At 34.4% G+C, this 26,154-nt stretch carries 28 protein-coding genes and 1 pseudogene; 5 read left to right on the forward strand and 24 right to left on the reverse strand.

The genetic code is table 11. The features are described from left to right. Positions 1–21: 21 nt before the first annotated feature. The 6 genes from grpE to gpr all read right to left on the reverse strand — a co-directional run bounded on the left by grpE (position 22) and on the right by gpr (position 6,771). Positions 22–624 (reverse strand): nucleotide exchange factor GrpE, encoded by a 603-nt coding sequence (grpE, locus tag BCI01S_RS10445; protein WP_172885240.1) that lies wholly within the window; start codon positions 622–624, stop codon positions 22–24. Between the two features lie 123 nt (positions 625–747). Continuing rightward, the gene (gene hrcA / locus BCI01S_RS10450; RefSeq protein WP_061798617.1) at positions 748–1,776 is read right to left on the reverse strand and encodes a heat-inducible transcriptional repressor HrcA; all 1,029 of its coding nucleotides are present in this window, start codon (positions 1,774–1,776) and stop codon (positions 748–750) included. Between the two features lie 153 nt (positions 1,777–1,929). Continuing rightward, entirely contained in the window at positions 1,930–3,072 is a 1,143-nt protein-coding gene (gene hemW, locus BCI01S_RS10455) for a radical SAM family heme chaperone HemW (protein WP_061798619.1), read from the reverse strand. Positions 3,073–3,252: 180 nt separating this feature from the next. Next, on the reverse strand, positions 3,253–5,088 hold the full coding sequence (lepA, locus tag BCI01S_RS10460; RefSeq protein WP_061798621.1) for a translation elongation factor 4: 1,836 nt from the start codon (positions 5,086–5,088) through the stop codon (positions 3,253–3,255). 102 nt (positions 5,089–5,190) lie between these two features. Then, a complete protein-coding gene (locus tag BCI01S_RS10465; RefSeq protein ID WP_047941314.1) occupies positions 5,191–5,538 on the reverse strand; it encodes a DUF3679 domain-containing protein in 348 nt (115 codons plus the stop codon). A gap of 111 nt (positions 5,539–5,649) precedes the next feature. Further along, the gene (gene gpr, locus BCI01S_RS10470) at positions 5,650–6,771 is read right to left on the reverse strand and encodes a GPR endopeptidase (RefSeq protein ID WP_061798623.1); all 1,122 of its coding nucleotides are present in this window, start codon (positions 6,769–6,771) and stop codon (positions 5,650–5,652) included. Between the two features lie 208 nt (positions 6,772–6,979). Here gpr and rpsT point away from each other — a divergent pair, with 208 nt between their 5' ends. Continuing rightward, on the forward strand, positions 6,980–7,246 hold the full coding sequence (gene rpsT / locus BCI01S_RS10475; protein ID WP_016202952.1) for a 30S ribosomal protein S20: 267 nt from the start codon (positions 6,980–6,982) through the stop codon (positions 7,244–7,246). Positions 7,247–7,432: 186 nt separating this feature from the next. On the opposite strand, the gene holA is transcribed toward rpsT, so the two are convergent. The 4 genes from holA to BCI01S_RS10495 all read right to left on the reverse strand — a co-directional run bounded on the left by holA (position 7,433) and on the right by BCI01S_RS10495 (position 12,679). Further along, positions 7,433–8,455, reverse strand: a complete 1,023-nt coding sequence (holA, locus tag BCI01S_RS10480) for a DNA polymerase III subunit delta (RefSeq protein WP_061798625.1) — start codon at positions 8,453–8,455, stop codon at positions 7,433–7,435. Between the two features lie 464 nt (positions 8,456–8,919). Next, complete coding sequence (locus BCI01S_RS10485; protein ID WP_061798627.1) at positions 8,920–11,250, reverse strand: DNA internalization-related competence protein ComEC/Rec2; 2,331 nt, start codon at positions 11,248–11,250, stop codon at positions 8,920–8,922. 48 nt (positions 11,251–11,298) lie between these two features. Continuing rightward, the gene (locus tag BCI01S_RS10490; RefSeq protein WP_047941317.1) at positions 11,299–11,877 is read right to left on the reverse strand and encodes a ComE operon protein 2; all 579 of its coding nucleotides are present in this window, start codon (positions 11,875–11,877) and stop codon (positions 11,299–11,301) included. A gap of 166 nt (positions 11,878–12,043) precedes the next feature. Beyond that, a complete protein-coding gene (locus tag BCI01S_RS10495; RefSeq protein ID WP_047941318.1) occupies positions 12,044–12,679 on the reverse strand; it encodes a helix-hairpin-helix domain-containing protein in 636 nt (211 codons plus the stop codon). A gap of 89 nt (positions 12,680–12,768) precedes the next feature. Here BCI01S_RS10495 and comER point away from each other — a divergent pair, with 89 nt between their 5' ends. Beyond that, positions 12,769–13,602, forward strand: a complete 834-nt coding sequence (comER, locus tag BCI01S_RS10500) for a late competence protein ComER (protein WP_047941319.1) — start codon at positions 12,769–12,771, stop codon at positions 13,600–13,602. 225 nt (positions 13,603–13,827) lie between these two features. Here the strand turns inward: comER and BCI01S_RS10510 are convergent, their stop codons facing one another. From BCI01S_RS10510 to BCI01S_RS10545, 8 genes and pseudogenes are all read right to left on the reverse strand, one after another. Further along, complete coding sequence (locus tag BCI01S_RS10510; protein ID WP_047941321.1) at positions 13,828–14,574, reverse strand: class I SAM-dependent DNA methyltransferase; 747 nt, start codon at positions 14,572–14,574, stop codon at positions 13,828–13,830. Continuing rightward, positions 14,571–14,927, reverse strand: coding sequence for a ribosome silencing factor (gene rsfS / locus BCI01S_RS10515; protein WP_047941322.1), 357 nt, complete (start codon positions 14,925–14,927; stop codon positions 14,571–14,573). The genes BCI01S_RS10510 and rsfS overlap by 4 nt, the downstream gene beginning before the upstream one ends. Beyond that, positions 14,928–15,497, reverse strand: a complete 570-nt coding sequence (gene yqeK / locus BCI01S_RS10520) for a bis(5'-nucleosyl)-tetraphosphatase (symmetrical) YqeK (RefSeq protein ID WP_047941323.1) — start codon at positions 15,495–15,497, stop codon at positions 14,928–14,930. Then, the gene (locus tag BCI01S_RS10525; RefSeq protein ID WP_047941324.1) at positions 15,487–16,056 is read right to left on the reverse strand and encodes a nicotinate-nucleotide adenylyltransferase; all 570 of its coding nucleotides are present in this window, start codon (positions 16,054–16,056) and stop codon (positions 15,487–15,489) included. The genes yqeK and BCI01S_RS10525 overlap by 11 nt, the downstream gene beginning before the upstream one ends. A gap of 22 nt (positions 16,057–16,078) precedes the next feature. Further along, positions 16,079–16,372, reverse strand: a complete 294-nt coding sequence (yhbY, locus tag BCI01S_RS10530; RefSeq protein WP_016202941.1) for a ribosome assembly RNA-binding protein YhbY — start codon at positions 16,370–16,372, stop codon at positions 16,079–16,081. Further along, positions 16,366–17,202 (reverse strand): shikimate dehydrogenase, encoded by an 837-nt coding sequence (gene aroE / locus BCI01S_RS10535; RefSeq protein ID WP_047941325.1) that lies wholly within the window; start codon positions 17,200–17,202, stop codon positions 16,366–16,368. The genes yhbY and aroE overlap by 7 nt, the downstream gene beginning before the upstream one ends. A 43-nt stretch (positions 17,203–17,245) precedes the next feature. Further along, complete coding sequence (yqeH, locus tag BCI01S_RS10540; RefSeq protein WP_061798630.1) at positions 17,246–18,349, reverse strand: ribosome biogenesis GTPase YqeH; 1,104 nt, start codon at positions 18,347–18,349, stop codon at positions 17,246–17,248. 3 nt (positions 18,350–18,352) lie between these two features. Next, positions 18,353–18,892 (reverse strand): annotated as a pseudogene (locus BCI01S_RS10545) (YqeG family HAD IIIA-type phosphatase); the annotation flags it as partial. Between the two features lie 555 nt (positions 18,893–19,447). Between BCI01S_RS10545 and BCI01S_RS10550 the strand changes: the two are divergent. Beyond that, positions 19,448–19,588, forward strand: coding sequence for a sporulation histidine kinase inhibitor Sda (locus BCI01S_RS10550; protein WP_016202937.1), 141 nt, complete (start codon positions 19,448–19,450; stop codon positions 19,586–19,588). An 81-nt stretch (positions 19,589–19,669) separates the two neighbouring features. On the opposite strand, the gene BCI01S_RS10555 is transcribed toward BCI01S_RS10550, so the two are convergent. After that, entirely contained in the window at positions 19,670–20,458 is a 789-nt protein-coding gene (locus tag BCI01S_RS10555) for a phosphatidylserine decarboxylase (protein WP_047941328.1), read from the reverse strand. A 127-nt stretch (positions 20,459–20,585) separates the two neighbouring features. Here BCI01S_RS10555 and pssA point away from each other — a divergent pair, with 127 nt between their 5' ends. After that, positions 20,586–21,125, forward strand: coding sequence for a CDP-diacylglycerol--serine O-phosphatidyltransferase (pssA, locus tag BCI01S_RS10560; protein WP_047941329.1), 540 nt, complete (start codon positions 20,586–20,588; stop codon positions 21,123–21,125). Positions 21,126–21,281: 156 nt separating this feature from the next. Here pssA and BCI01S_RS10565 read toward each other — a convergent pair whose 3' ends face one another. The 4 genes from BCI01S_RS10565 to BCI01S_RS10580 form a co-directional block, all read right to left on the reverse strand. Further along, on the reverse strand, positions 21,282–23,063 hold the full coding sequence (locus BCI01S_RS10565) for a M3 family oligoendopeptidase (RefSeq protein WP_047941330.1): 1,782 nt from the start codon (positions 23,061–23,063) through the stop codon (positions 21,282–21,284). 236 nt (positions 23,064–23,299) lie between these two features. After that, a complete protein-coding gene (locus BCI01S_RS10570) occupies positions 23,300–23,500 on the reverse strand; it encodes a hypothetical protein (protein ID WP_047941331.1) in 201 nt (66 codons plus the stop codon). Between the two features lie 121 nt (positions 23,501–23,621). Continuing rightward, a complete protein-coding gene (locus BCI01S_RS10575; protein ID WP_047941332.1) occupies positions 23,622–24,386 on the reverse strand; it encodes an N-acetylmuramoyl-L-alanine amidase in 765 nt (254 codons plus the stop codon). Positions 24,387–24,549: 163 nt separating this feature from the next. Continuing rightward, positions 24,550–25,005, reverse strand: a complete 456-nt coding sequence (locus tag BCI01S_RS10580) for a hypothetical protein (RefSeq protein WP_144546687.1) — start codon at positions 25,003–25,005, stop codon at positions 24,550–24,552. A 311-nt stretch (positions 25,006–25,316) separates the two neighbouring features. On the opposite strand from BCI01S_RS10580, the gene BCI01S_RS10585 reads away from it, so the two are divergent. Next, the gene (locus BCI01S_RS10585; protein ID WP_047941334.1) at positions 25,317–25,637 is read left to right on the forward strand and encodes a hypothetical protein; all 321 of its coding nucleotides are present in this window, start codon (positions 25,317–25,319) and stop codon (positions 25,635–25,637) included. A 137-nt stretch (positions 25,638–25,774) separates the two neighbouring features. On the opposite strand, the gene BCI01S_RS10590 is transcribed toward BCI01S_RS10585, so the two are convergent. Beyond that, positions 25,775–26,154, reverse strand: a 380-nt coding sequence (locus BCI01S_RS10590) for a sigma-70 family RNA polymerase sigma factor (protein WP_141232350.1), incomplete at its 5' end; no start/stop codon positions are given.

Genomic DNA, 26,154 nt, shown 5'->3' on the forward strand with positions numbered 1-26,154 from the left:
CTATTTTTTAATATGTAACGCTTATTGGCTTACTTTCACCATTGCAGGTCTAATGACTCTGTCTTTAAGCTTATACCCTTTTTGGAACTCATCCACCACAATGTTTGAATCCGTTCCTTCTACTTCTTCTTGCATTACTGCTTGATGAAGATGTGGATCAAATTCTTTTCCAACTGCTTCGATAGCCTCTACACCTTCTTTTTTGAGAGCTTCAAGGATTCCGCGATAAACCATTTCAACACCTGTGTATAAACTTTGTGTTTGTTCATCTACTGCCTCAATTTTTAATGCTCTTTCCAAATTATCGATGCTTGGTAATAAGTCCATGACAAGACTTTGCGCTCTGTATGTTTGAGCCGCTTCCATATCGAGCCTTGATCTGCGGCGTGAATTATCAAAATCAGCCTGCAGGCGAAGATAGCGATTAGATTCTTCTTCTAATTTAGCTTCTAGCTCTGCAATTTTTTCATTAGCAGCCTTTAATTCTTCAGCTACATTTTCCTCATTGGAAGGAGACGCTTCTACCTCTTCGAAAACTTCTTCAACTGTTTCTTCGACTTTAACGTCTTTTTGTGCTGCTTGTTGTTCCATCTCTGCATTGTTCGTTGCTTTTTCTTCTGCCAACTTGTTCACCTCCCTTAAAGGATTAATTACATAAAACGGTGCAGATTGGCAAATAGAAATTCACCAATCTTAAATTTACTAACTTTAGTCCTTCATTACACACTTTTAACTATTCCACATAAGTTACTTTTGATACAAATTAGTGAGTACTTTTGTCAGGTCATTCGATAATATATTTAATAAGCTCACAACTCGTGAATATTCCATTCTTGTTGGGCCAAGAATGGCAATCGATCCAATTTGCTCATTCCCAATCCGATAAGAAGCAGAAATAATGCTGCAATTTTCCATTGCTGTATTATTATTTTCTCTTCCGATTTTAATACTAATATCGGATGAGTTATTACGAATGAGCTCAGGTATTCCATCCTCTTTTTCAATCATATTCAACAAATTTCTTATTTTCGTAATATCATGAAATTCAGGCTGTCTCAAAATATTTGTCTTGCCACCAAAAAATAACTTTTCATGGGTATCGATTTTCACGGTTTCGGAAAGAGAGTTGATAAAATACTCATAATTGCTAATATGCTGTTTCAATAAGGTAGCAACTTCCTTATAGATTTTATTATGAAGCTTATCAATCGACACACCCGTTAACCGGTCATTTAAGATATTTACTAGTTTTTCTATTTCCCCTGCGTGAATAGAATCTGGCAAGTGAAACATTCTGTTTTCCACATGTCCTGAGTCTGTCACAATAATAGCAATGGCCGTATGGTTGTTTAAAGGAACAATTTGAATTTTCTTCAATTTATTTTCTTTAACGGCAGGCCCAAGGACAATAGTAGTATAATTTGTTAAATCAGACAATATTTTAGCAGATTTTTGCACAATATTTTCTAATTCGTATATTTTTTCTGCAAACAGTGAGTTAATTCTCAATATTTCTGAACGCTTTAATTTCTGTGGCGATAAAAGATGATCAACATAAAAACGATAACCCTTCTCTGAAGGAACGCGCCCAGAAGAAGAGTGGGTTTTTTCGATAAAACCAGATTCCTCTAAATCTGCCATCTCATTGCGAATGGTGGCGGAGCTAAATGTAATGTTTTCTTTCTTTGATAAGCTCCTTGAGCCTACTGGTTGTGCTGTTGAAATAAAATCATCAATAATCACCTGTAATATTAATAATTGACGATCAGTTAACACATTAATCACCTCTGTTAGCACTCTTTATTAACGAGTGCTAAATCTATATATAAAGTAGCAAAAACAAAGGGGCTGTGTCAATAATTTGAACCTTATTTCTATAAGAAATTTTTCCCTTCTCGGATACTACTTCCTGACAAACCAAGATTATGATTATTCAAGAACTCCAATAAAGGATTGAAACACTTCATTCCCTAAAAATCTGCCTTTATGTGTTAATTTTAAATAATCACTTTCCATTTCAATAAGCTCTCTGCTTATTAGTTCGTTTATTTCCTTGTCAAATAGCTCTAATACATTTTTATTATATTTTTGTTCAAATGAAGATAAACTTACTCCTTTATTTTCCCTTAAGCCAAGGAATAATTCCTCTTCCATTTGTTCTATAGCGGTTACCTTATGTTCATGCATGATCGGAAACTCACCTTGTTCTAAAGGCTGCATGTATTTCTTTAAAGGTCCATAATTAGAATAGCGATTCCCATGTACATAACCATGGGATCCAGCGCCAAACCCAAAGTACTCTTCATTATTCCAGTATGTAAGATTATGCCGACTTTCGAATCCAGGCTTCGCAAAATTACTAATTTCATATTGCTGAAAACCATGTCTTGCCATCTCTTCCATTAAGACGCTGTACATACCTGCTTCCACATCTTCTCCGGGTGTAGGTAGTTTCCCTTTTCTCATTAAGTTATAAAAGACCGTTTTAGGCTCTATAATTAGAGAATACCCTGAATAATGCTGAATATCTAATGTAAATGCTGTTTTTAATGTTTCTTGAAAATCTTCTAACGTTTGACCTGGTAAACTATAAATTAAGTCAACACTGATATTATTAAAACCAATTTTTTTAGCTGCTTCAATGGATGAAAACACATCTTCCGCTTTATGCGTTCTGCCAATTCTCTTTAGTAGCTCATTATTAAAAGATTGTACTCCAAAGCTAAGGCGGTTCACGCCTCCTTCATACAAAGCTTTTAATTTATCTTCTGTTAAATCACCAGGATTGGCTTCAAACGTATATTCTTGCTGCGGGCGAAGCTTAAGTTCTTTATTCACCATTCCACAAAGTCTTTCTAATTGGGATGCAGATAAGCTTGTTGGTGTACCTCCTCCGACAAAAATCGTTGACAGTTCTTGTTGTCCATATTTTTCAATGGTTAGCTTCATTTCTTTCTCTAGAGAGTCTAAGTATTCATCAACTGGCTGTCCTTTTAAAAATACTTTATTAAAATCACAATAGTGACAAATATGTTCACAAAATGGAATATGGATATATGCTGCTTGTATCAATTTTTCACAACCTTTAAATTAATTAAACTATCTTAACTAACAAGTTTTTTCCTATTTGTTTCAATTAAAATAAGAAAAGAGGTCGATACCTACCTGGCACCTACCCCTTTACTTATAGCAGTCCATGTTGCGATTAGCAAGTTTCTTGCATAATGTCCATGCAATGCTTTTATTGTCATTTTACTTTTTCGTATTATTGTCATCCATACGTAATACAGCCATAAACGCTTCTTGGGGCACTTCAACCGAACCAACTTGTTTCATTCGTTTTTTCCCTTCTTTTTGCTTCTCTAGCAATTTACGTTTACGAGAAATATCCCCACCATAACATTTAGCCAATACATTCTTGCGCATCGCCTTAATGGTAGAACGAGCAACAATCTTTTGCCCTATCGCAGCTTGGATTGGCACTTCAAATTGCTGACGCGGAATAAGCTCTTTTAATTTCTCTACAATAACTTTTCCTCTTTCATAAGCAAAATCCTTATGAACGATGAAGCTAAGTGCATCTACTTGTTCTGCATTTAACAGAATATCCATTTTCACCAACGTCGATGTTTTATAGCCAATAAGTTCATAATCAAATGACGCATATCCCCTTGTATTTGATTTTAATTGGTCAAAGAAATCATAAACAATCTCCGATAAAGGAATTTCATACGTAATTTTAACGCGAGTCTCATCCATATATTGCATATCGATGAAGACACCTCTCTTCTGCTGGCATAATTCCATAATTGCTCCAACATATTCATTTGGTGCCATCATCGTTGCTTTTACATATGGTTCTTCAATTCTGTCGATTTTTTGAGGATCTGGCATTGCTGATGGATTATCTACTTTTATTTCTGTTCCATCTGTCAAAATAACATCATAAATAACACTTGGAGCAGTAGTAATTAGGTCAATTTTAAATTCGCGCTCGATACGCTCTTGAATAATTTCCATATGAAGCAAACCAAGGAAACCACAACGAAAACCAAATCCTAATGCTTGAGATGTCTCTGGTTCAAATTGTAATGCAGAATCATTAAGCTCTAATTTTTCCAATGCTTCACGCAAATCATTAAATTTCGCACTATCTATTGGATATAAACCACAATAAACCATTGGATTTAGCTTACGATAGCCAGGCAGCGCTTCTGTTGCACCGTTCTTCGCATTAGTGATGGTATCACCTACTCGCGTATCGCCAACATTTTTAATTGCTGCAGTTAAAAAACCTACGTCTCCAACAGATAAATGATCAGTATTAACTGCTTTTGGTGTAAATACACCTACTTCAATAACCTCAAATTCTTTTCCTGTTGCCATCATTTTGATTTTATCACCAGGTTTAACTGTTCCATCCACTACACGTATATAAGTGACAACGCCACGATAAGCATCATATAAACTATCAAAAATAAGTGCCTTTAATGGTGCTTCTGGATCCCCTTGTGGTGCAGGAACCTTTTCTACGACTTGTTCTAGTATATCTTCTATCCCAATACCAGCCTTCGCAGAAGCCAGCACAGCTTCAGAAGCATCTAATCCTATAACATCTTCAATTTCATTTCTAACCCTTTCAGGATCAGCACTTGGGAGGTCAATTTTATTAATAACCGGAACAATTTCCAAATCATTATCAATCGCTAAATAAACATTAGCCAATGTTTGTGCTTCAATTCCTTGAGCGGCATCCACTACTAATACAGCTCCTTCACAAGCAGCCAAGCTTCGAGATACTTCATATGTAAAATCCACATGTCCCGGTGTGTCAATGAGATGTAGTGTATAAATTTCGCCATCTTTTGCTTGATATTTTAATTGGACGGAATTTAGTTTAATCGTAATTCCGCGTTCTCTTTCTAAATCCATTGAATCTAAAAGCTGATCTTTCATCTCACGTGCTGTAAGTGCATTTGTTTTTTCTAATATTCTATCAGCGAGAGTTGATTTCCCATGATCTATATGTGCAATAATAGAAAAATTTCTAATTTTTGATTGTCTCTTTAACATCTCTTCTCTGTTCATTTAGTTCACTCCTACAATAATCGCGCATGTACACTATTTTTGATTATAGCAGTGTGAAGAATAAGATTCAACGAAAAGTAAAATGATTTACTAAACAGTCTTTTATTTTTCTTTTTCTTCCATTATATCTGCAACAAGATTGACTCCTTTTTCTGCTACAGAAGATATCGTATCTGCTACTCCTTTTCCGATGCTAGACAATAAATTAAAAGCTTTCATTTCCTCTAATTGCTGTTTCTTTTCATCCAGATCGTGACTAGTGATATTTTGTCCAAGGACAGACGCTTCTAAATTTCCATCCTCTTTATTTATAGCTACAGCACTTTGGAATCCCTCATCTTCATATCCTTTCATTTTGTGAATTCCACTATTTGCTTGCTGCATACCAAATAATACACAAATAAACATCAACAAAACAATTCCGACAGCACTTAATGTATATAGTTTCAACTTGATCAATCTCCTTTAGTATCAAGTTTGTATTTTCCAAATCTACCATCCCTAGTAACTCTATTGAAAATATATGAAGTAACTAGGAATGGTAGAACCCTTTTAGTAAATTTAGTGGGTATTATACCCTACATTCTCTTGATTTATCGCTGAATGAAGTGCGGCATTTAAACCATTTGCAAGCAAATTCGCCATATCTTCTATAAAAACATCGACCTCTTTAGGTGTGACCATTAAGTTATGACCAATTGGTGATAACACTTCATAGATTAACTTTCTCTTTTCTTCTTCAGGCAATGTTCCAACAATACCTAGAAATGTCTTACGATGCTGCTCTTCTGGTAAATCTTCATCCGTTAATTTTCTTTTTTCACCAAAGGTCAACCCAGCTGGAGCCAATGCTCTCGATGGTTTATTTCCTTCTTTTAACTCCTTACCAAAATGCTTTAATATATAATCAATTGTGTCACTTGTAATAGACACTGCATCTACGACAGTTGGAACACCGATAGCAATCACTGGTCTTCCTAACGTTTCTTTACTTAGTTCCTTCCGTTTATTTCCTACACCAGAACCAGGATGGATACCTGTATCGGAAACTTGAATCGTCGAATTCACACGATCAATGGAACGGGATGCAAGAGCATCAATAACAATTACAAAATCAGGATTTGTTTTCTCGACAACCCCTTTTATAATGTCACTTGTTTCAATTCCTGTTAATCCCATTACACCTGGGGCTAAGCTTGATACCGGTCGATAGCCCTCTTCTACACTTTCTGGCTGTAATTCATATAAATGTCTCGTTACAAGTATATTCTCACAAACCTGTGGCCCCAATGCGTCAGGTGTAACATTCCAGTTCCCTAGACCAACTAATAAACAAGATGCATCCTCTTTTATATCGCTCTGCTTTAAAAATTGAGAAAACTCTTTTGCAAATACTTGCTCTACTTTTTCTTGCAATTTCGTATCTTGCTGTCTAATACCTAACACTTCTATCGTTAAATATTTTCCTTGTTTTTTCCCGATTAGTTCTTCTCCCTTTTCGGTGACCTCCACATAGGACATCTTAATACCATTCTCTTCTTTCTCCTTGATGATTACCCCATCTAGATGTGACTTATCTTGTTCATTTTGAACAAGTCCTTGATTATGTAAAGCTAAATCTTTTGCTTCAATTGCCAAATCTGTTCGTACTGAATACATGCTTAAATCAAGTTTTTCCTCCATTGTTATCCCCTTCCAATCCAAAGAATCATTTTATTATTACTAGCATTGCCTTTCTCTCAAAAAAAATTCATATTGTGCAATTTGACTGGAGGTATTGCATTATTAGTCCTCGTTTGATAAAATATCACTTGTTCTTTAAGTTTTTTAGGAATGTATATATCGAGTTTAAATAATGAACTTGATGCTTCGTTTTAGGAGGTGAACGTAAATGCCAAATATTAAATCTGCTATTAAACGTGTGAAAACTAGTGAAGCTCGTAACGCTCAAAACACTACAGTTAAATCTGCAATGCGTACTGCTGTTAAAAAGACTGAAGCTGCTATTGCTCTTAATGATACAACTGCTGCAAATGAAAGTTTTGTAGAAGCTGCTAGTAAGTTAGACAAAGCTGCTGCTAAAGGTCTTATTCATAAAAATGCTGCTGCTCGTAAAAAATCTCGTTTAGCTAAAAGAAAAAATGCTTTAAACGCATAATGAGTAAAAAAGACTATCTTCCTGATAGTCTTTTTTTATTTATAAAGCTTGGGCAGAATTATACAGAGAAAAACCTGAACAATTCCATACAATTGTTCAGGTTAAAAAGTTTATCGTCACCACACTCAAGACACCTATAGGAACGCAGAGGCAGTCCGACCTCATTTAGATTGTTTTAGATCGCCTTTATACTCCACGTCCTATTTGAAAGAGAATCATTTCTATGACCATGCTTTTAGGCATTGCTCCCGTTTTTAATTGATAATCACCTTCTGCAAATAGACGGATACACTTTGTTAATTCCTCTTCTGTAAATCGATTAGCTTGTCCTGCTGCCAATTTAACTCGGAATGGATGAACTTTTAAAACACTAGCAATTTGCTGTTGTCCATATCCTTTTTGCGCAAGTCCTTTTACTTGATAAATTAAACGAAATTGATTCGTAATGATAGAAAGAATCTTTAATGGTTCTTCATTTTGTTTTAATAAATCATAATATATCCGCAAGGCTTCATCTATTTTTTTAGAGATCACTTTATCGACAAGGGAAAAAATATTTTGCTCAAGCGATTTGGCAACTAATTCTTCCACAATCTCTTTCGTAATTAACTTTGAATCTTGGACGTATAAAGCCATCTTATCAATTTCAGTTGTCAAAAGAGACAAATTAGTTCCAGCGAGACTTAAAATAGTGTCAAGTCCATCTTCATTTATCTCTACATGATTATATGCGGCACGTTGTTTTAACCATTTCTTTAGTTCTTGTTCATTTAATTTTTTCGCTTCTAAAATAGATGCAGCTGTTTTTAGTTGTTTGGTTATCTTCTTTCTCTCATCTAATTTTTCGTAACTTCCTATAAAAATCATAATTGTAAACGGAGATGGTTCTTTTAAATATTCCTCTAGTTTTTTTACATTATGTTCCACTTTGGACTTAGATTTTTCAGCAGTTAAGAAAAAAGGATTATTTAATACAACAACCTTTCTTTCGCCAAAAAAGGGGATTGTTTCCGCATCCTCTATCACGACTTCTATTGGTGTTTCCTCCAAATCATATGTAGATAAATTAAAATCCTCATCTTCTTCGTTTAATAATGATTGCAATAATAAATATTTTGTTTCATTTATTAGAAAAGACTCAAGCCCATATAATAGATAGACAAAAGAAAAATCTCTATTTTTTATTTTTTTCCATAATTCTTCGATCATTTCTTCTCCCCATTCCCTAAAAAAACCATTGCTCCTTATTTTCCAACAAAACAATCCCTAATCAATTATTATATACGAAATTCCTAACAGTTGTCCTTCATTTCGAAAATTTACATACAGAAAGAAGATCCTTTCGACATCATCTCTCTTGTTAACGAAATTCTTTCCTAAAGCTTTGGTATAAGCTCTAGGAAGATTTACTAGCAGCAATGAAATGATTATCTTAAGGACCTTCCTTCAATCTATAATGAACGTTACACATTAAGGCCTAGGATACTTAATGTGTAACGGTGCAATTATATTAATAGTGTACTCCAATGGCTAGATTCTATTTGTGTCAACTCTTGACAACAAAGGAAAATCAGTACGATTCATGTCCATATAGGTAAGTATTTTTTATTCCAATCGGATAGGTATTTAGATGACATTTTTCCATTATTATAGCCATTCACTATTGCTATATTCTATGGAATTCGCAATTCAAATGTGCCACCTTTTTCCGAAAAATAAAAAGAAATCCCCCCATTTTCATCTGTTCTGAATACTTTCACCTGATAATCCTCTAAAATAGTGAGCACATCCAGACTGGGATGATGATACCTATTATTTATCCCCACTGATATAACAGCAATTTTCGGTTTAAGCCGCTCCATAAATTCACTTGTTGAAGAAGTTTTACTACCATGATGTCCCACCTTTAAAACGTCTATTTCTCTTAAATCCGGATATTTGTTCATAAGTGCTAGTTCTCCTTCTTTTTCTAAATCTCCGGTAAATAGCCATGTAATGCCAGCGATCTTAGCAAAAAGGACAATCGAGCTATTATTTTTTGTTAAATTCTCCTTCTCTATTGGTGCCAAAACCATAAAAGACTCCTTCCCTGTACTCCACTTCTGTCCTGCTTGTATAAAACGAATGGGGATTTGTTTCTTTTCCACTAATTTTAATAAGTGTTCTTCTTCTATAGACCAATCTCCTTTCACATTGGGATACATTATTTCTTTTACATGTAATTGTTCGATAATAGCAGTACTTCCGCCTATATGGTCTAAATCACCATGGGTTAAAATTAATTTATCAATTGTACGAATCCCTTTACTTTTTAAAAAGGGGACAACTGTCTTGGCTCCCACTTCATATGGGTTTTTCCTTTTTTGCCAGTCTTCTTTCGGGAAATTGACAGTACCACCGGTGTCTATTAAATAAGTTCCTTTATTAAATGGCAGCTGAATAAGAATGCTGTCCCCTTGCCCAACATCAATAAAAGTGATTTCTCCTTTTGACGGATAGACATTGTTTATAAATTGAACACTCATAAGCAAAAGTGGAAGACAATATAACCACCTTCTTAAGGGCTTCGCCAAATTCTCGTATAAATAAAAGAATATGGGCAGGCTGAGACTATAAGCGCATAAAAAAAATAAGGATGGCCTTCCCAATATAATGGTACTAAATGGAAAACTCGATAATTTCAACACCAGCTTATCAGATAACAGGATGATAAAATCTAATGGGAAAGAAAAAAAAGAAATAAATGGTGGAAATATAAAGGATAGGACATAGAGAACAAGTAAGTACGGCAAAATAATAACCGTATAAAAAGGGATAAAAATAAGATTTGCCAGTAAGGATAAGGTCGGAATTTCAAAAAAGTAGTATAGAATAACAGGGATAACAGCATATTCAGAAATAAATGTCAGGAAGAAATACATTTTAATGGTTGAGGAATGATATTCTTTAATAAGCGAGGATGATACAATGAGAAAAAAACAGACCATAAAAGATAATAAAAATCCAACGTTAAATAACATTCTTGGTTGAATCAATAAATATACGGTAAATACTATACTAATTATATCGATCATCGGCAAAGGAGAGGAAGTATAAAATTTATTAATGGCTAAGAGGATAAAAGCAGTAAATACAGCTCTAATTACGGATGGGCTGAGCCCGGTTAAAACTGCATATATTGGTAAAAGCAGCAGAAGAATAGTACTAGCCCTTTCTCTCGTTAAACCAACTCGTATTAGTAAAAAATAAACGATACCTATTAAAACGACGACATGGGAACCAGAAATAGCTAATAGATGAATAATACCTATACGTTGAAACGCATTTTGCAAATCTTCCTTCATCATACTACGATCACCAAAAATTAAAGCTTCTGCAATTGGAATAGTTGTTTCTGAAAAATGATTTTCAATCCAAATGGTCCCTTTTTCTCTTAGCTGCTTTAATGATAGAATAATATTTCTTTCTGTCACACAGCTGCTTAAATCCAAATTTTCCACTGATACTAGCCAATAAATCGAAGTATTTTCCAGGTATTGCTGATAATTAAAGCCATTTTCATTTCGCTGAGAAGAGGGAAGTGATAAAGATCCCCTAATAGCGCACGTCTTTCCTATCACCCTCTTCGTTTTTAAAAAAGCTTTTTCTGCTTTCGTTTCTATTTTATAGGAAAGCAGCAGTTTTTCCTCTGTTCGTTTTTCCCTACCTACTACCCGCCACCTATCTCCATCTATCTCAGCTGGTTCTATAAAAGTAACGAAAAAAGAGGAAGTATCCTCCTTTATTTTCGAGCTATTCCCATGATAATCATAACTTCCTCGAACAACGAACAAAAAAAATATACACAGCAGAAAAGCAGCTAATTTCCAACTTCCTTTCTTCATTAGAAGTAGCCATCCTATAAATAGAAAATAGAGGATATAGACCATTAACTGTTGTGTATAGGCACATAATAAGCCGAATAAAGCTGATACTGCGAAGTACAATAACTTTGTTTGAATCATAAATCGCTCCTCACGAGACAGCTGTAGACCGGCAGTAGAGAGGTTTTATTAAATAGACGTCTTTGTGGTTGGTATAATGGAGAATAATTCTGCCGCTCTTTTTTCCAAAGCCTCTATCTCTACAGAATCTGCATTATTTTCTTTTAATTGTTTTACAAGCGCTTCTACCAATGCCTTTTTCTCCTCTTTGTTCTCAAGCTCTTTTCTTTCCACCTGTACTGTTTCAATATTAGCCTGTTCAAACAACTCTAGCGCATATGGATGATTTTTATAATCCAATTCGTAATAAACTGTTTTAATACCTGCTTGTACAATTGCCTTACAGCATTGAAGACAAGGAAAATGAGTAACATATATATCCGCCCCAGCAGTTGGAACGCCAAATTTAGCACATTGTAAGATAGCATTCATTTCCGCATGGATTGTTCTCACACAATGGTTGTCAATTACATAGCAGCCTTCATCTATACAATGAACACCACCAGCTATACTGCCATTGTACCCCCCGGCAATTATCCGTTTATCTCGAACTATCGTTGCCCCTACTGCCAATCTTGTACATGTACTTCTTAAAGCCAGTAATTCGCTTTGTGCCATAAAATACTCATTCCATGAAATTCTTTCCACTTTCACTTTCACTCCCATAAATAAACCGAATTGAGAAAAACACTAATACTTTTCATTCCTCATTAAGTTTATCGAGAACTATGTCACCAGTCAATTACGAAAAGGCTGCTCATGGCGCTTAAATCAATATATTGCTTTGAATATGTATCCCTAATCTACAAGAGATTTATTTTATCGAAATAAAGGATTCTAATTTTTCATATGTTTTCTCTCCAATTCCACTTATGTTTTTTAAATCCTCTTTTGTAGAAAACCCTCCATTCTGTTCACGATACTCCACAATGGCAGCTGCTTTAGATGGACCCACTCCTGGTAACTCAAGCAATTCTGTTTCACTTGCTTTATTAATATTTACTGTTCCTTCATTCGAAGGGACGGCAGTCTCGTTACCAACTGCATTCCCATTAGCTGCTTCCCCTTCTTCTCCTATATAAGGAACATAGATAATCATTTCATCTGTCACTTTCATTGCAAAATTCACTGCGTTTTTTTCACCATCTTTCAAAATTCCGCCTGCCTTTTCAATCATATCATTCACTCGTTCTCCGTCATTCGCTTCATACACACCTGGATTCTTAACCGCACCTTTTACATCTACCAGCATTACCGTAACAGGAGGGTCTTCCTCCGATGCTTCTTCTGGCTTCTCCTCTATGTTTCTTTCAGCAAACAAGTTTTCTTGGGGAATTTGTTCTTCTTCATTACTCGAGATAAAAATAGGGTAAAACCGATATAGCAATAAAAGTACGATACCACCTATACAAAAGAAAATCATTTTCTTATTTTTACGAAGCCAGTCCATGATAACTAATCATCCTTTCAGGTATATTTTGAAATGCTGCGACATATCGTTATATGAGAAAACGCTCAATATAAGGGGGGGATGGAAGATTGAAAATTGGAATGATTGGTACAGGAAATATGGGGAAAATACTAATAGAATCAATGATTGACGGAAAAGCTGTTTCCCCCGAAGACTTATTTATTTTCAATCGAACAAGAAACAAAGCTTTAGAAATTAAGGAAGAGTATCCTACCATAAATATATGCGATAGTGACATGGAAATAGCAAAAAAAGCAGAGCTTATCTTTTTATGTGTAAAGCCACATGATATGTATGAGGTAGCCCATACTATTTCTCCCGTTTTAACAGAAGAAAAATGCGTTATTTCGATTACTAGTCCAATAAGCCCTGACCAGCTTGATTCTTTATTTAGGTGCTCTGTTGCTCGCATTATCCCAAGCATTACAAATAGAGCATTGGCAGGCGTTTCTTTGTTTTCCTTTGGAAGCAATTGTACGGAAGAGTGGAAAAAACACTTAGAAAGTTTGTATGAAAAATTTTCGACACCATTAGAAATTGAAGATGACATTACGAGGGCTGCCTCTGATATAGTAAGTTGCGGACCAGCTTTTTTCAGCTATCTTACCCAAAGATTTATAGAAGGCGCAGTGGATGAAACAGAAATTGATACAGAAACGGCAACAAAATTAGCTAGTGAAATGCTTATTGGCTTAGGAGAATTATTAAAGAAGGGCTATTACACTTTACCTACATTACAGGAAAAGGTATGTGTAAAGGGCGGGATTACAGGCGAAGGAATAAATGTTTTGGAACGTCAATTAGGAGATACTTTTAATCAATTATTTCAAGCAACACAGGCAAAATATGAGGATGATAAACAATCCCTTAAAAATCTTGTCACAGGACATAAAAATATATAATGCTCCTCCTTACTTTCGACTCTATCCATTCGAATTCCTTCTCCCATTTCAATTTTTTCAAAAGAAATTTCAAAAGGCTGCTATCAGAATAGGAAAAAGGGAAATGATCCACCCAAGGACCATTTCCCTTTTTTACGTTATCGCCATAAAAAGACAATATGTAGGAAGGATGTTTCCAAGCATTTACTTGCAAAATACTAACCTGCTTCACAATGAGGAAACATCTCATTTTTTCTTACAATAAAAGAAAATTCTCTCTGCCTTTTCATCTAGTGTATCTTGAGAAAAATCTGCTGTAACTTTCAATAAAGTAAACCCTGTTTGTTCGAGCCATTTCGAATACTGTTCAACAGAATAAGTTCGTTGAAAATGGAGTTCATCATAACGACGATACAAACCTGAGGCTTCATCCAATTCAAAGAAACTTAAATCATGTTCGACGCTATTAGGATATTCTCCTTCATAGCATTGCCATATAAGGCTTAAATCCTCATCATTGACTGTATAGGTTTGATTGATAAATAATTGATTCATTTTATATAAGGAATGTACATCAAATATAAATAAGCCTTTTTCATCTAAATGGGCATAAACACTTTTAAAAGTGTTTATGACTTCTTCTTCCGTTCTTAAATAATTGATGGAATCACAGCAAATACAAATAAGATCGAAAACAGGTAAGCCCTCTAGCTGAGACATATCTTGTTCTATATAAAATACTGATTCTCCTGCTTCCATCGTCTTCGCTTGAGCAACACTCAGCATATCCTCCGATAAATCAACCCCAGTTACATTATAACCAGTCTGGGCCAGCCTAATCGATAACTCTCCTGTTCCACAGGCTAGGTCTAAAAGGTTTGCTCCATTAACTTTATAATCATCTGCTGCCTTTTTGATAAGCTGTATCCACTTTTCATAAGGTACATCATTCATTAATCGATCATAAAGATAGGCAAACTGCTCATAACTCATTGACTGATCACACTTTCCACATTTTCCACTGGTGCATCTCCCCAAAGACGTTCTAAATTGTAATAGGTTCTTTCATCCCGGTGAAAGACATGGACAATAATATCTCCTAAATCAACTAAAATCCATTTTGCCTCATTATAACCTTCAAAACGTTTAACCGTAACTCCAAGTTCACCAGACTTTTCTTTAATTTCATTCGCAATAGCCTGTACTTGCTTGTCAGAATTACCATGACAGATTACGAAATAATCAGCAACAAGAGATATACCTTTCATATTTAGGGCAACAATATTCTCTGCTCTTTTGTCATCAGCTGCCTTTACAGCAGTCCATAATAAAGTACGTTCATCCATTCAATCAACCTCCATTTTTATACAATAACTGTTATATGTTTCAAAGCTTAAAGGAAATACAGCTCGATTATTCCGAATAAGAAACATAATCGTGTTTTTCACCGCTTGCAAAAAGGCTCTCTCCAAACTCACTTCGGCCAATTCTCTTACTTCATCTACTCCTGGAAAAGCTCGGCCAGGTTCAATATAATCGGCTAAATAGACTATTTTTTCTAGCATACTCATTTCAGGTCTTCCTGATGTATGGTATCTAATAGCATCTAATATTTCTCTATCTTTTATTCCGACTTCTTTCTCAACTAAAAAGGCACCGACTGGAGCATGCCAAAGTTCAAAATGAAATAACAAAAGATTAGGATCCATATTTTGCTGTATGATAATCTTTTTCATTTCCTCCTTTGGGCGGAATTTTGCGTAATCGTGAAAAATCGCTGCTATTTCAGCCTTTTTAGCATCTCCACCATACTTATTCGCTAACTTAATTGCTGTTTCCATTACACCGATTGTATGAATATAACGCTTTTCCGTTATTTGTTCTTTTACTATTTGTAATGCTTCTTCACGATTCATATAGACGATTCTCCTCAATATATCTCTTTACTTCATCTCTGACTAAAAAGGAAATGGTTTCCCCTTCCTTAACTCTTTCACGAATTAAGCTCGAAGAAATATTTATATCAGGAACCTTTACATACTGCACTGGGTATTCCGTTTCTAGTTGATATTTTGGGCGGTTTACACTTATGAATTGTACGATTTCCATAAGTTCTTGAATTTTATACCATTTTGGCAAATATTCTACCATATCGGCTCCAATTATAAAATAAAAATCATTGTTTGGGTAAGCCTCATTTAAAAGCTTCATTGTATCATACGTATACGATTTTCCCTCTCTGTCTAATTCCATCGTTTCGATGCGAAAAGAGGAAGTAGATTCTATCGATAATTGTAACATTTCTACTCGTTGAGTATTTGTTACTGTCCCTGTTTTTATTTTATGTGGAGGTTCTTGATTTGGCATAAACCATATTTCATCTAATTTTTTTGCGTGCAGTACTTCATTTGCTATAATTAGATGCCCTATATGAGGAGGATCAAACGTCCCTCCTAATATTCCAACTTTTTTCAAAAAAATCGCCTCTTCTACCGACTTATGATGGTAAATTTATCGTTTTATTTTCTTTTGATTCTTTATATAATACAATTGTATTTCCTATAATTTGAACTAGCTCACTTTTTGTTCCGTTTACTAACTCACTTGCTACCGTATCTTTATCTTCATCACAGTTTTGCAAAATACTTATCTTTAATAGCTCTCTTACCTCTAAAGCTTCACTTATTTGTTTAATCATATTGTCATTAACGCCACCTTTTCCTACTTGGAATATAGGGCTTAAATGGTGTGCCTTTGCTCGTAAAAACCTTTTTTGTTTACCTCTTAACATGATGATCCTCCTAATTGTGTTAAAACATTTTGTCTCATTCTAGCTGTATCTGGGAAAATTCCTTGCCATTTCTCAAATGCTAAAGCTCCTTGATATACAAACATATCAATCCCATTTTGGGTTATAGCGCCCTTGGCTTTTGCATCTTTTAATATTTTTGTTTCTAATGGATTATAGATAATATCACTAACGAATGTGCCCTTCTTCAAATTGCTTACTTGAATAGGCGAAGCATCTATCTTTGGTGACATTCCAATGGAAGTTGTTTGGATGATAAGTTCATATTCCTCAAGATTTTTTTCCACTGAAGCAACTTCCAGTATATTAGTTACGACTGGAAAAGGACAGGCTTCTTTCAGCCTTTCTGCATTTGAAAGCGTACGATTACAAATATCTATTTGGTGTACTCCATAATTAGCTAATGAAAAATAGATCGCTCTTGCGGCACCACCACTACCAATAATCAATGTTTTTTTCTGCTTCAAGTCGGTAAGCTGGTCTAATAGACTTCTTAAATACCCATCTCCATCCGTATTATACCCAACCCACTTTCCATTTTTACAAACCACCGTATTAACAGCGCCAATTGCTTCACTCAATGGGTCTAGTTCGTCCAAAAAGGGAATGATTGCTTGTTTATGGGGGACGGTCACATTAAAGCCATCTATATTACTATCCCTCAAACTTTTTAGTCCCATTTCGAGCATCTCTGTTTTAATATGCATTTTTTTCATTTCAGCATCGAAACCATAGAAATGAAAAAGGTCATTATGCATAACAGGTGACATCGAATGTTGAATTGGATCACCAATTACTGCATAGTTCTTCATAAATAGCCGCTCTCCTTTTCCCCTTGCTTTATTGCAAAACAGATTATATTAATGATTTACGCAACAAGGCATGTACCCCTTTAGGCACATAAACAGAAACTTGAATATTCGGTTCATTCATCGTTATCCAGCCTAATCCGGAAAACACAATATCTGTTTTTGGTTCTTTTATAGAAAAATCATGCCTTACCAACTCAGGAAAAGCATCCAAATGCTCTCTTTTAGGAGGTGTCAATAATTCACCCGCATGTTTTTTATACAGCTCGTCTGCTTTTTCCAACTTCGTCCGATGGATTGTTATTTCATTAGAGAAATAGCATACAAAGCTACTGCGCTCGCCTTTTACAAAATCAAATCGAGCCAGGCCGCCAAAGAATAACGTTTGTTGATCGTTTAATTGAAAAATTCTTGATTTTATTTCTTTTTTTGGCGTAATAATTTTTAAATCCTTTTTATCTACAAAATGAGCCATTTGATGGTGATTAATAATTCCAGGGGTATCCACTAGATATTTACCATCCGACAATGGAATTTCAATAATGTCTAGCGTTGTACCAGGAAAATGTGATGTAGTAATTACATTTTCTTCTCCAGATACATCTTTTAGAATTCGGTTAATAAAAGTAGATTTTCCTACGTTTGTGCAGCCCACTACATAAACATCTTTTCCGTTGCGATGATATTCAATAGCATCCAGTACTTCTTTAATATTCTTTCCTTTTTCTGCACTGACAAGGTATACATCCTCTGGTCTTAATCCTAAATCCTTCGCTTCTTTTTTCATCCAATTGATAACCTTCTGATGTTTCACTGATTTTGGTAAAAGATCTACTTTATTTCCTATTAGTATAACTTTATTGTTCCCAGTAAAACGATGAAGGCCAGGTAGCCAGCTTCCATTGAAATCAAAAATATCTACTATTTTTACAATTAAGCTGTCACTTTTCCCTATTTCATTTAGAATCTTTAAAAAATCATCATCTGTTAAAGAAACATCTTGTACTTCGTTATAATGCTTTAAACGGAAACATCTTTGACAAATAACCTCATCTTTTTCTAATGAAGAAGAAGGTGCATAGCCTAATTCATTCTTGTTCTCTGTCTGAATAACTACTCCACAGCCGATACAATGTATTCTTTCTGTCACGTATTAATCCTCCCAAGTTAATTTTCCGTTTCTACGAAACCAATTTAAAATTCTTCTTTCGATTCTACGATTAATTCTGGTCATAAACCCATCTGTTTGCGCAACAGGCACGACTAAAATGGTATGAAACCCACTACGATTCCCACCTAGAACATCTGTTAATAATTGGTCCCCAATTACAACTGCTTCTTCTTTTTTTATATTCATTTGCATGATAGCTTTTTTAAAAGCACGGCCAAGCGGCTTTCTAGCAGCAAAAATAAAAGGAATATGCAACGGGTCAGAAAATGACTTTACTCTTGCTTCTTTATTATTGGAAACAATTGTGACTTTAATGTCATTTCTCTTCATTTCTGCAAACCATTCAATTATTTGTGGAGTCGCAAGCGGGCGATCCCATTCTACTAACGTATTATCTAAGTCTGTTATGATGCCTTTTATTCCTTTTTTCTTTAAATCATCTGGGGAAATTTCAAATATATTTTTAACAAACTGATTTGGCAAAAATTGATTTAACACTAAAAAACACCTCTTAACTCTTTCATTTCTATAGTTTAACCAGTATGTCTTCCTATTGTTATGGTAACCATTTTTGCGATAGAAGAAAATAATATTATACCGTTTTTCTTCTTAAAGAAGATACCATATTCTTGCTTTTTTTAATAATAGCAAAATAATTTTCGACAAAATACGCATTTTTCAACATATGTGGATAACATTATACACATAATACCCATTGATTTACATATAGTCCACATAGTTCTCAACAAAATAATCACAGGTTATCCACTGAGCGCTGTGGATAAACGAACAGTTGTTCTCTATGTTTATTTTTGTTAAAGTAAGGATACAATATAATATCCAAAAAACTTCCAAGATTAATTTACTAAAAAAGAAGATTAAAAGTGTTTTCTACATAGCAAATTTTTTACATAGACAAGCTCGTTTTCTGATAAACATTGTCGATTGATCCATCTTGTATGCACTTTTTAATCAGCAAATTTTTTTAAAACCTTATTTCAACACTGAAAACAACTACATTTATATATGTTTTCTATGAAAATCTTCTCATTATATTCGAATGGAGGTGTTTCTGGCATGCGAAAACTGTCAGATGAATTATTGATTGAGTCCTATCATAAAGCAAGGGAATTAAATTTAAGCCCTGAATTTATTCGTCTCATCGAAACAGAGATTCACCGACGTTCTTTAAGCAACAAGATAAAAGTCTCCTCTTAAACCAATAGTAATAATTATACATTCCATTTGAAAACAGCCTTAAAAAGGCTGTTTTTCTTTTAAACTATTAAATTTGTATCATTACGCTTTGCGAAGCTCTCCAATAACCTCTCCTATTTTAACCGGATATGGAATGGAATGAAAGCCTTTCTGTTTAAATGTATTTTTTTCAAATAGCAACACAACAGTTGAGCCAAATGAAAAATAGGCAATTTCCTCTCCTTGAACTACGCGGTCTTTCTTATGATTTAGGACGATAGAGTTAATAAACATGGCACCAACCTTCACAATACAAATCCCGTTTCCTTCCTCTGTCTTTAATTCCGTTATAGAACGATAATTTTTGGAGAGGGTAGATTTGCCCCACTTTAAACCATATTTATTAACAGGATACGATTTATTTCCAAGTGTCCAACGATTTGTTACGGTACCTGTGGCAGGACAATGAATACGATGATAATGACTTGGGCTTAAATAAAATATTAAATAAGTTCCACCAATATACTTATCCACTGTTTTTTCATCCCCAAGCATTTCATGAATAGAATACGTTTTTCCTTTAACTAAAATAGAGCAATCTTCTCTTACTTCTCCAATATCCTCAATCACAGCATCAACAGGACTAATTATTTCTCCATGATCAGCATGAATATTTCGGCAGTTAGCTTTTAATTTTCTAATAAAAAATTCATGCAAGGATCCGTATTCCTTTAGTTGTTTGTCCATTTCCTCTATATTTATTTTATAAACTTTTGCAAAGGAAGGAATTATATATCGGCTCCATCTAGAATAAGCAAATTTCTTAATCAAATAGGAACTCCATCTTCCATTTGTCAGTTCAATACAAAATCGATAAATTGTTTCTTTCAATGAAGCAATCCTCCAATAAATAAAAATTTTTCTTTACGAATAATCATATACTAATTAGAATTATATATGATTATATAAAAAAATAGTTGTATGAAATGCAATTCATTTCATACTAGGAGTGAATCTAATGTTTTTACATGGAGTTTTAGAACAAACCATCAAGAAAATTAAAACTCAACTCGCTAATGTGTTAACTTTAACAAATATTTCATTAGGTGCTTTTGCAATTATCTATAGTTTAAAGGGACATCTCCAATTAAGTCTACTGCTTATTTTTATCGCTGCATTAGCAGATAGACTGGATGGAATGACTGCCAGAAAATTCAATATCGAATCAGAGCTTGGCAAACAGCTTGATTCTATGAGTGATATCATTTCATTTGGGGTAGCACCGGCATTATTAGTGTACCAAGGTATTTTATTTGAGTTGGGAGCACCAGGATCTTTCTTTACAGTCCTTTATATTGTGTGTGGCGCTTTTCGATTAGCTCGATTTAACATTACGGAAAGTCATGGTTTTTTTACAGGCCTGCCGATAACTGCAGCTGGCTGTATTTTAACCTTTAGCTGTCTATTTTTCACTTTTATACCGAGCCATATTTATTTATTTCTTATGCTTATTCTTTCCATTCTGATGATTGGAAGTTTCAAATGGAGAAAAATCTAAGCATTTACTAAAGCTATTCATCAAAAAATTAAGACCTCCTACACACCAGCAGCTTTTGGTATGTAGGAGGTCTTTTATCTACATTTTTCCTTTTAAACGAATGCCTGTAATTCTATTCCTTACTGTATCCTTTGAAAAATCAGATTAAAAGCTCTTTCATTCATTCGTTAACGCTAAAAATTCTTCTACATCCTTAATACAAAGATCTATGGCACTATTCCAGAAATCCTCTTTTGTTAAATCAATTTGAAGGTGCTTAAATGCCAATTCTTCTACTGTCATGCTTGCTGTATCTCTTAATAGGGCAATGTATTTCTCTTCATAGCCTTTTCCTTCATCCAATGCTTTTGCATAGATTCCAAGTGAAAATAGAAAACCAAATGTATAAGGGAAATTATAAAAAGGTACACCTGTAATATAAAAATGCAATTTTGAGCCCCAGAAAGAAGGATGATATTCATCTAAAGCGTCCCCATATGCTTCTTTTTGTGCGTTAAGCATTAACATATTTAATTGCTCTTTTGAAATTAATCCATTTTGACGTTCTTCATAAAATCTTGTTTCAAAAAGAAAACGAGCATGAATATTCATTAACAATGCTATAGATCGCTGAATTTTATCTTCTAATAAGACCAGCTTTTCATCCTCTGATGATGCAGCCTTTAATGCTGCATCTGATACTATCATTTCCGCAAATGTAGACGCTGTTTCTGCCACATTCATTGCATAATTTCTATTTAATGTGTGCATATCCCGCATAGCGTATGTATGAAAACCGTGGCCCAATTCATGGGCTAAAGTTGAAACATTTGACGGCGTACCAGAATACGTCATAAAAATGCGTGACTGAGCACTTTCAGGGAAATAGGTGTGAAAGCCCCCTGGCCTTTTCCCTTTTCTATCTTCTGCTTCAATCCATCTCTCTTCGAACGCTTTCTTTGCGAATCCTGACATTTCCGTACCAAATTGCTCGAAATGTTTAATAATAAATTCGGCACCTTCTTGGTAAGACATTTTTGTTTCTATTTTACCAAGAGGAGCATCCAGATCATACCAGCTTAATTTTTCTAATCCTAACAATTTAGCTTTTCTATTTAAAAATTGTACAAATGGCTGTTTTTTCTTTGAAATTGCATTCCACATTGCCTGCAATGTTTCTTCTTGCATCCGATTAATCGCTAACGGTTCTTTTAAGAAATTAGTCCAGCCTCTCATCCCATAAACATTTAATCGGAAACCAGCTAAATGGTTTAATGTTTTGGCAAGAATTTCCCCATTTGCGTCCCATGCTTTTTCCCATTCTCTAAACACCTTTTTTCTAACTGCGCGTTCAGGATTTGAAAATTTATTGGCAGCTTGTCCAACGGAGAGATTTTCTTCATCAAAAGGAATCTGAATTTTCCCAACGACGGTATCATACATTTGGCCCCAGCCATAATAGCCATCAACACTTAATTTATTTATCAATGTTTCTTCTTCTTCAGATAATTTTTCTTTAGCAGCCGCTCTTCTTTCTGACAGCACAAAATAAAGTTCTTCTAGATTATTTCCTTTAAATAAGGAATCCCATTCCATATCACTATATAAGGATAATTTCCCATCAAGAACCGTTAACACATTTTGAAACACAGCACTTAATTCAGTTACTCTACCTCTTAATGTACTTGCTCCTTTATCCTCCATATTCTGCGCCTCTAAACAGCTGACAAAAGCACCTGCTTGTCTTACTTTTTTTACGACAACTTCAAACTGATTCACAATTTGCTGCAAAGAATCTTTGTCCGTCTCCTGTAATGGCTCATACTTATGTACATATGCTGATAATTTTTCGATTTCATCCATTGACATAGCTAAATGCTCTCTAAACTCTTGAGAATTACTTCCTCCAGGAAATAAACCCTCTAAATCCCATGTAGCTTGATATTCTTCTATCTTCACTTTTCTCCACTCCTTTCACTGCTACTACTATGTCATTATAGTTTGACTATCGAAATATTTCCATTCTTTCTGTAAAAATAGTAAAATATTTCTGATAACAAAAGAAAAAGCATCGTTATCTTAAAAAGATACATGATGCTAGAGTCGATATGAAGCAGCTTGCTTGTATTGTCCATTATTTCATCAGCAATCACTATATTTACTATTCCAACATCTAAATTTTTTTTCTATTTCCCTTAGCGATAAAAACTACCAAATGCCCAAAAACCCCAAAATAAAATGATAACAATAAAAAGAATGATTAAAAATGCGTACCAGAAACCACCATATACACCGCCATAAGCAGGATAAGGGGCACCATAGCCAAATGGTGCAGGTCCCATTCCACCAAGCGGAACAGCTGCTGGTACTTGGTTTGGGTATCCATAACCAGCCATTTATTCTCCTCCTCTCTTTCTATAAAATATTCTTAATTTGTTGTGAATGTTTTAGGCAATTGTCCCGTTTCTAACTTTTTCCTATATATCCACTAATTATTTAAAAATGTTATTTCTCTTTCTAAGGAGATATAAACGTATGAAATCCAGCTTCCTTCGCTTTTTCTGCTAAACGCTCCGCATTCGTTCTATTACTAAATGCACCGATTTGTACTTTAAACAGATTGTTTTGAAATAAAATAGCTGTATCAAATCCCTTTTCAGCTGCTTCCATTGCTTTTTTTTCTGCGTTTTCCTTTTCCTTAAATGCTCCAATTTGTACACGATAGATTGGTGATTGACTTTTCTTCTTCTGCAGAGAAAAGGCCGTTTCTAATCCTTGGACATGCCCTCTTGCAATCTTCGTAATAAAATTACTATCTTTTAGCTGATTCGCATCTGCTACTGTATCAATGAACCCATTTTCTGTTAACAAAGCAGGCATGATTGTTTCTCTTAATACGTGAAAATTTGCTTTTTTCTTTCCTCTATCATTAAATCCTGTCTCATCTATAACTACCTTATGAATATCATTCTGATAAGTGGTCGTAGGTGCGCCAACTCCCGGATAAATATAACTTTCGAAGCCATTACCCCCACCAGCATTTACATGAATAGAAAGATAAAAATCAGCATTCCAGTTATTGGCAGTTTTCACTCTTGCGGGTAAACTTACAGTTGAATCATTATTGCGACTCATCCGAATTTCCACATCTTCATATTCATTCAGAAGAAAACTTCTAACCTGTCGGGCAATACTTAAGGTAATATTTTTTTCTTGCAGCCCATTTCCAACTGCACCAGAATCTGAACCACCATGACCAGGATCGATAAAAATTTTAACCATGCTTTTCACCACCTTTCTAATAGTATAGATAGGTGGTGAAAATTCGCTTGTTTAAAAGCCTATATATCGAATGTTAGATCTACCCCTATTATCTCCGGGAAACTGCTTGCATAATAGGCAGAGCTGAAAAGATAGATAATTTTTCTCTCTTGATTTACTTCTTTTATGAAAAGATAATACTCTCTCTTTCTGTATTCTCGATAAATTTCACCTCATGAATGGAATCATTTTCATCACAATAATATATGGACTTACTGATAATGGAATTCTCATCTTCTCCAAAACTAAAAAACACGATAAATTTAACCATTCCTTTTTGCAGACCTTCTATGTCGATGCTGTCATTTTCAGCAGTAAATTGATATGGTGTTTTTAAACCCAAGTCAAATCTCCAAACTTCATTGTTATATAATTCCCCACTTACTACTTCATGCTTCATCGTTAAATAGGAGTTGATATCAGCTTTTTTTTGCATACTTCTTACCGTATCTTTTAGCTCAGAAATGGAAATTTCGGCACCCTCTTGATATGCAACACCCTGCAAATCATCTATATTAGGAATGGGCCAGAAATTGTTAATAAAGGATATCAATAATGTAATGAATAGTATATGTCTCATAAACACAGGTCTTCAACCCCTTCGATAAACTTTAATCTTTTCTGCTTTGCAGCATCTTTATATTTCATGTATATTACAAATGTTATAAAACATTTACAAGAAGTGAAAATTTTTGTGAGACATTTTTTGCATTCTAAGTTTGTTAATGTTCCCTTCTCATTATAAAAAAAGGAAGGCCTGTACCTTTCTAACGATATGATTTACCCACTCCAAAAATGATTAAATTTTCCAATTATGCAGTCATTCCCCCTTTTCTTATTCGCATACTTCTAAAGGACATGCATACAATGTATGGAAGGAGGAGAGACAAAATGAAAAAGATCTCTTTAATATCCATTATCATTCTATTGGGTTTTATTGCTTACATAGAAACACCAACCGCAAAAATTAACAAAAATAATGTTCTCTTTTACGGAGCTATAAAGGAAGAGCAAGAAGTTAGCAGTAATGGAGATGAAATATTTGGAGCTCCGGATCTTGAATATAAATTAGAAGAAACAAAAGAAGAAGATGGGTTTATAGTGGAAGTTTACCGTGAATATGAAATTTATAAAAATCGGCAAGGCGAAGTTGTAAAAACGGTAGCAACCGACAATACAGAATCCCTTCATTACGCAAAATATAAAAGATAGAAAAAGCCGCTTAGTCAACCTTAAAAAACTAAGCGACTAAGCTGCTCTTCTATCCTTTAAATACGTTATCGATGTGTCTATATAAAACGATTTCCTCATAAGAATGCAAATCTATAGAACATCCTTATGTAAAGTTTTTATTCATTTTTCCGCTTTTTTTCCTTTTCTGCTCGATAAAATTCATGGAACATTTTCATTAATGCTCTTTTCTCTATTCTTGAAACATAGCTTCTTGAAATCCCTAATTCTTTTGCAATTTCTCGTTGCGTCTTTTCCTTCTTTAAATCTAGACCAAACCTGCCGATGATTACTTCTTTTTCTCTTTCATCTAAAACATCAATATATTCCTTTACTTTCTCAAGCTCCATATTCAACTGAATCGTATTGACAACATCTTCCGATTCTGATTTTAGAACATCAATAAGACTAATTTCATTCCCCTCTTTATCCTGACCAATTGGATCATGCAGGGAAACATCCTTTTTGGTTTTTTTCAAAGCTCTCAGGTGCATAAGGA

This window comes from Niallia circulans NBRC 13626 (genome assembly GCF_001591585.1).
Lineage (GTDB): Bacteria > Bacillota > Bacilli > Bacillales > Cytobacillaceae > Niallia > Niallia circulans.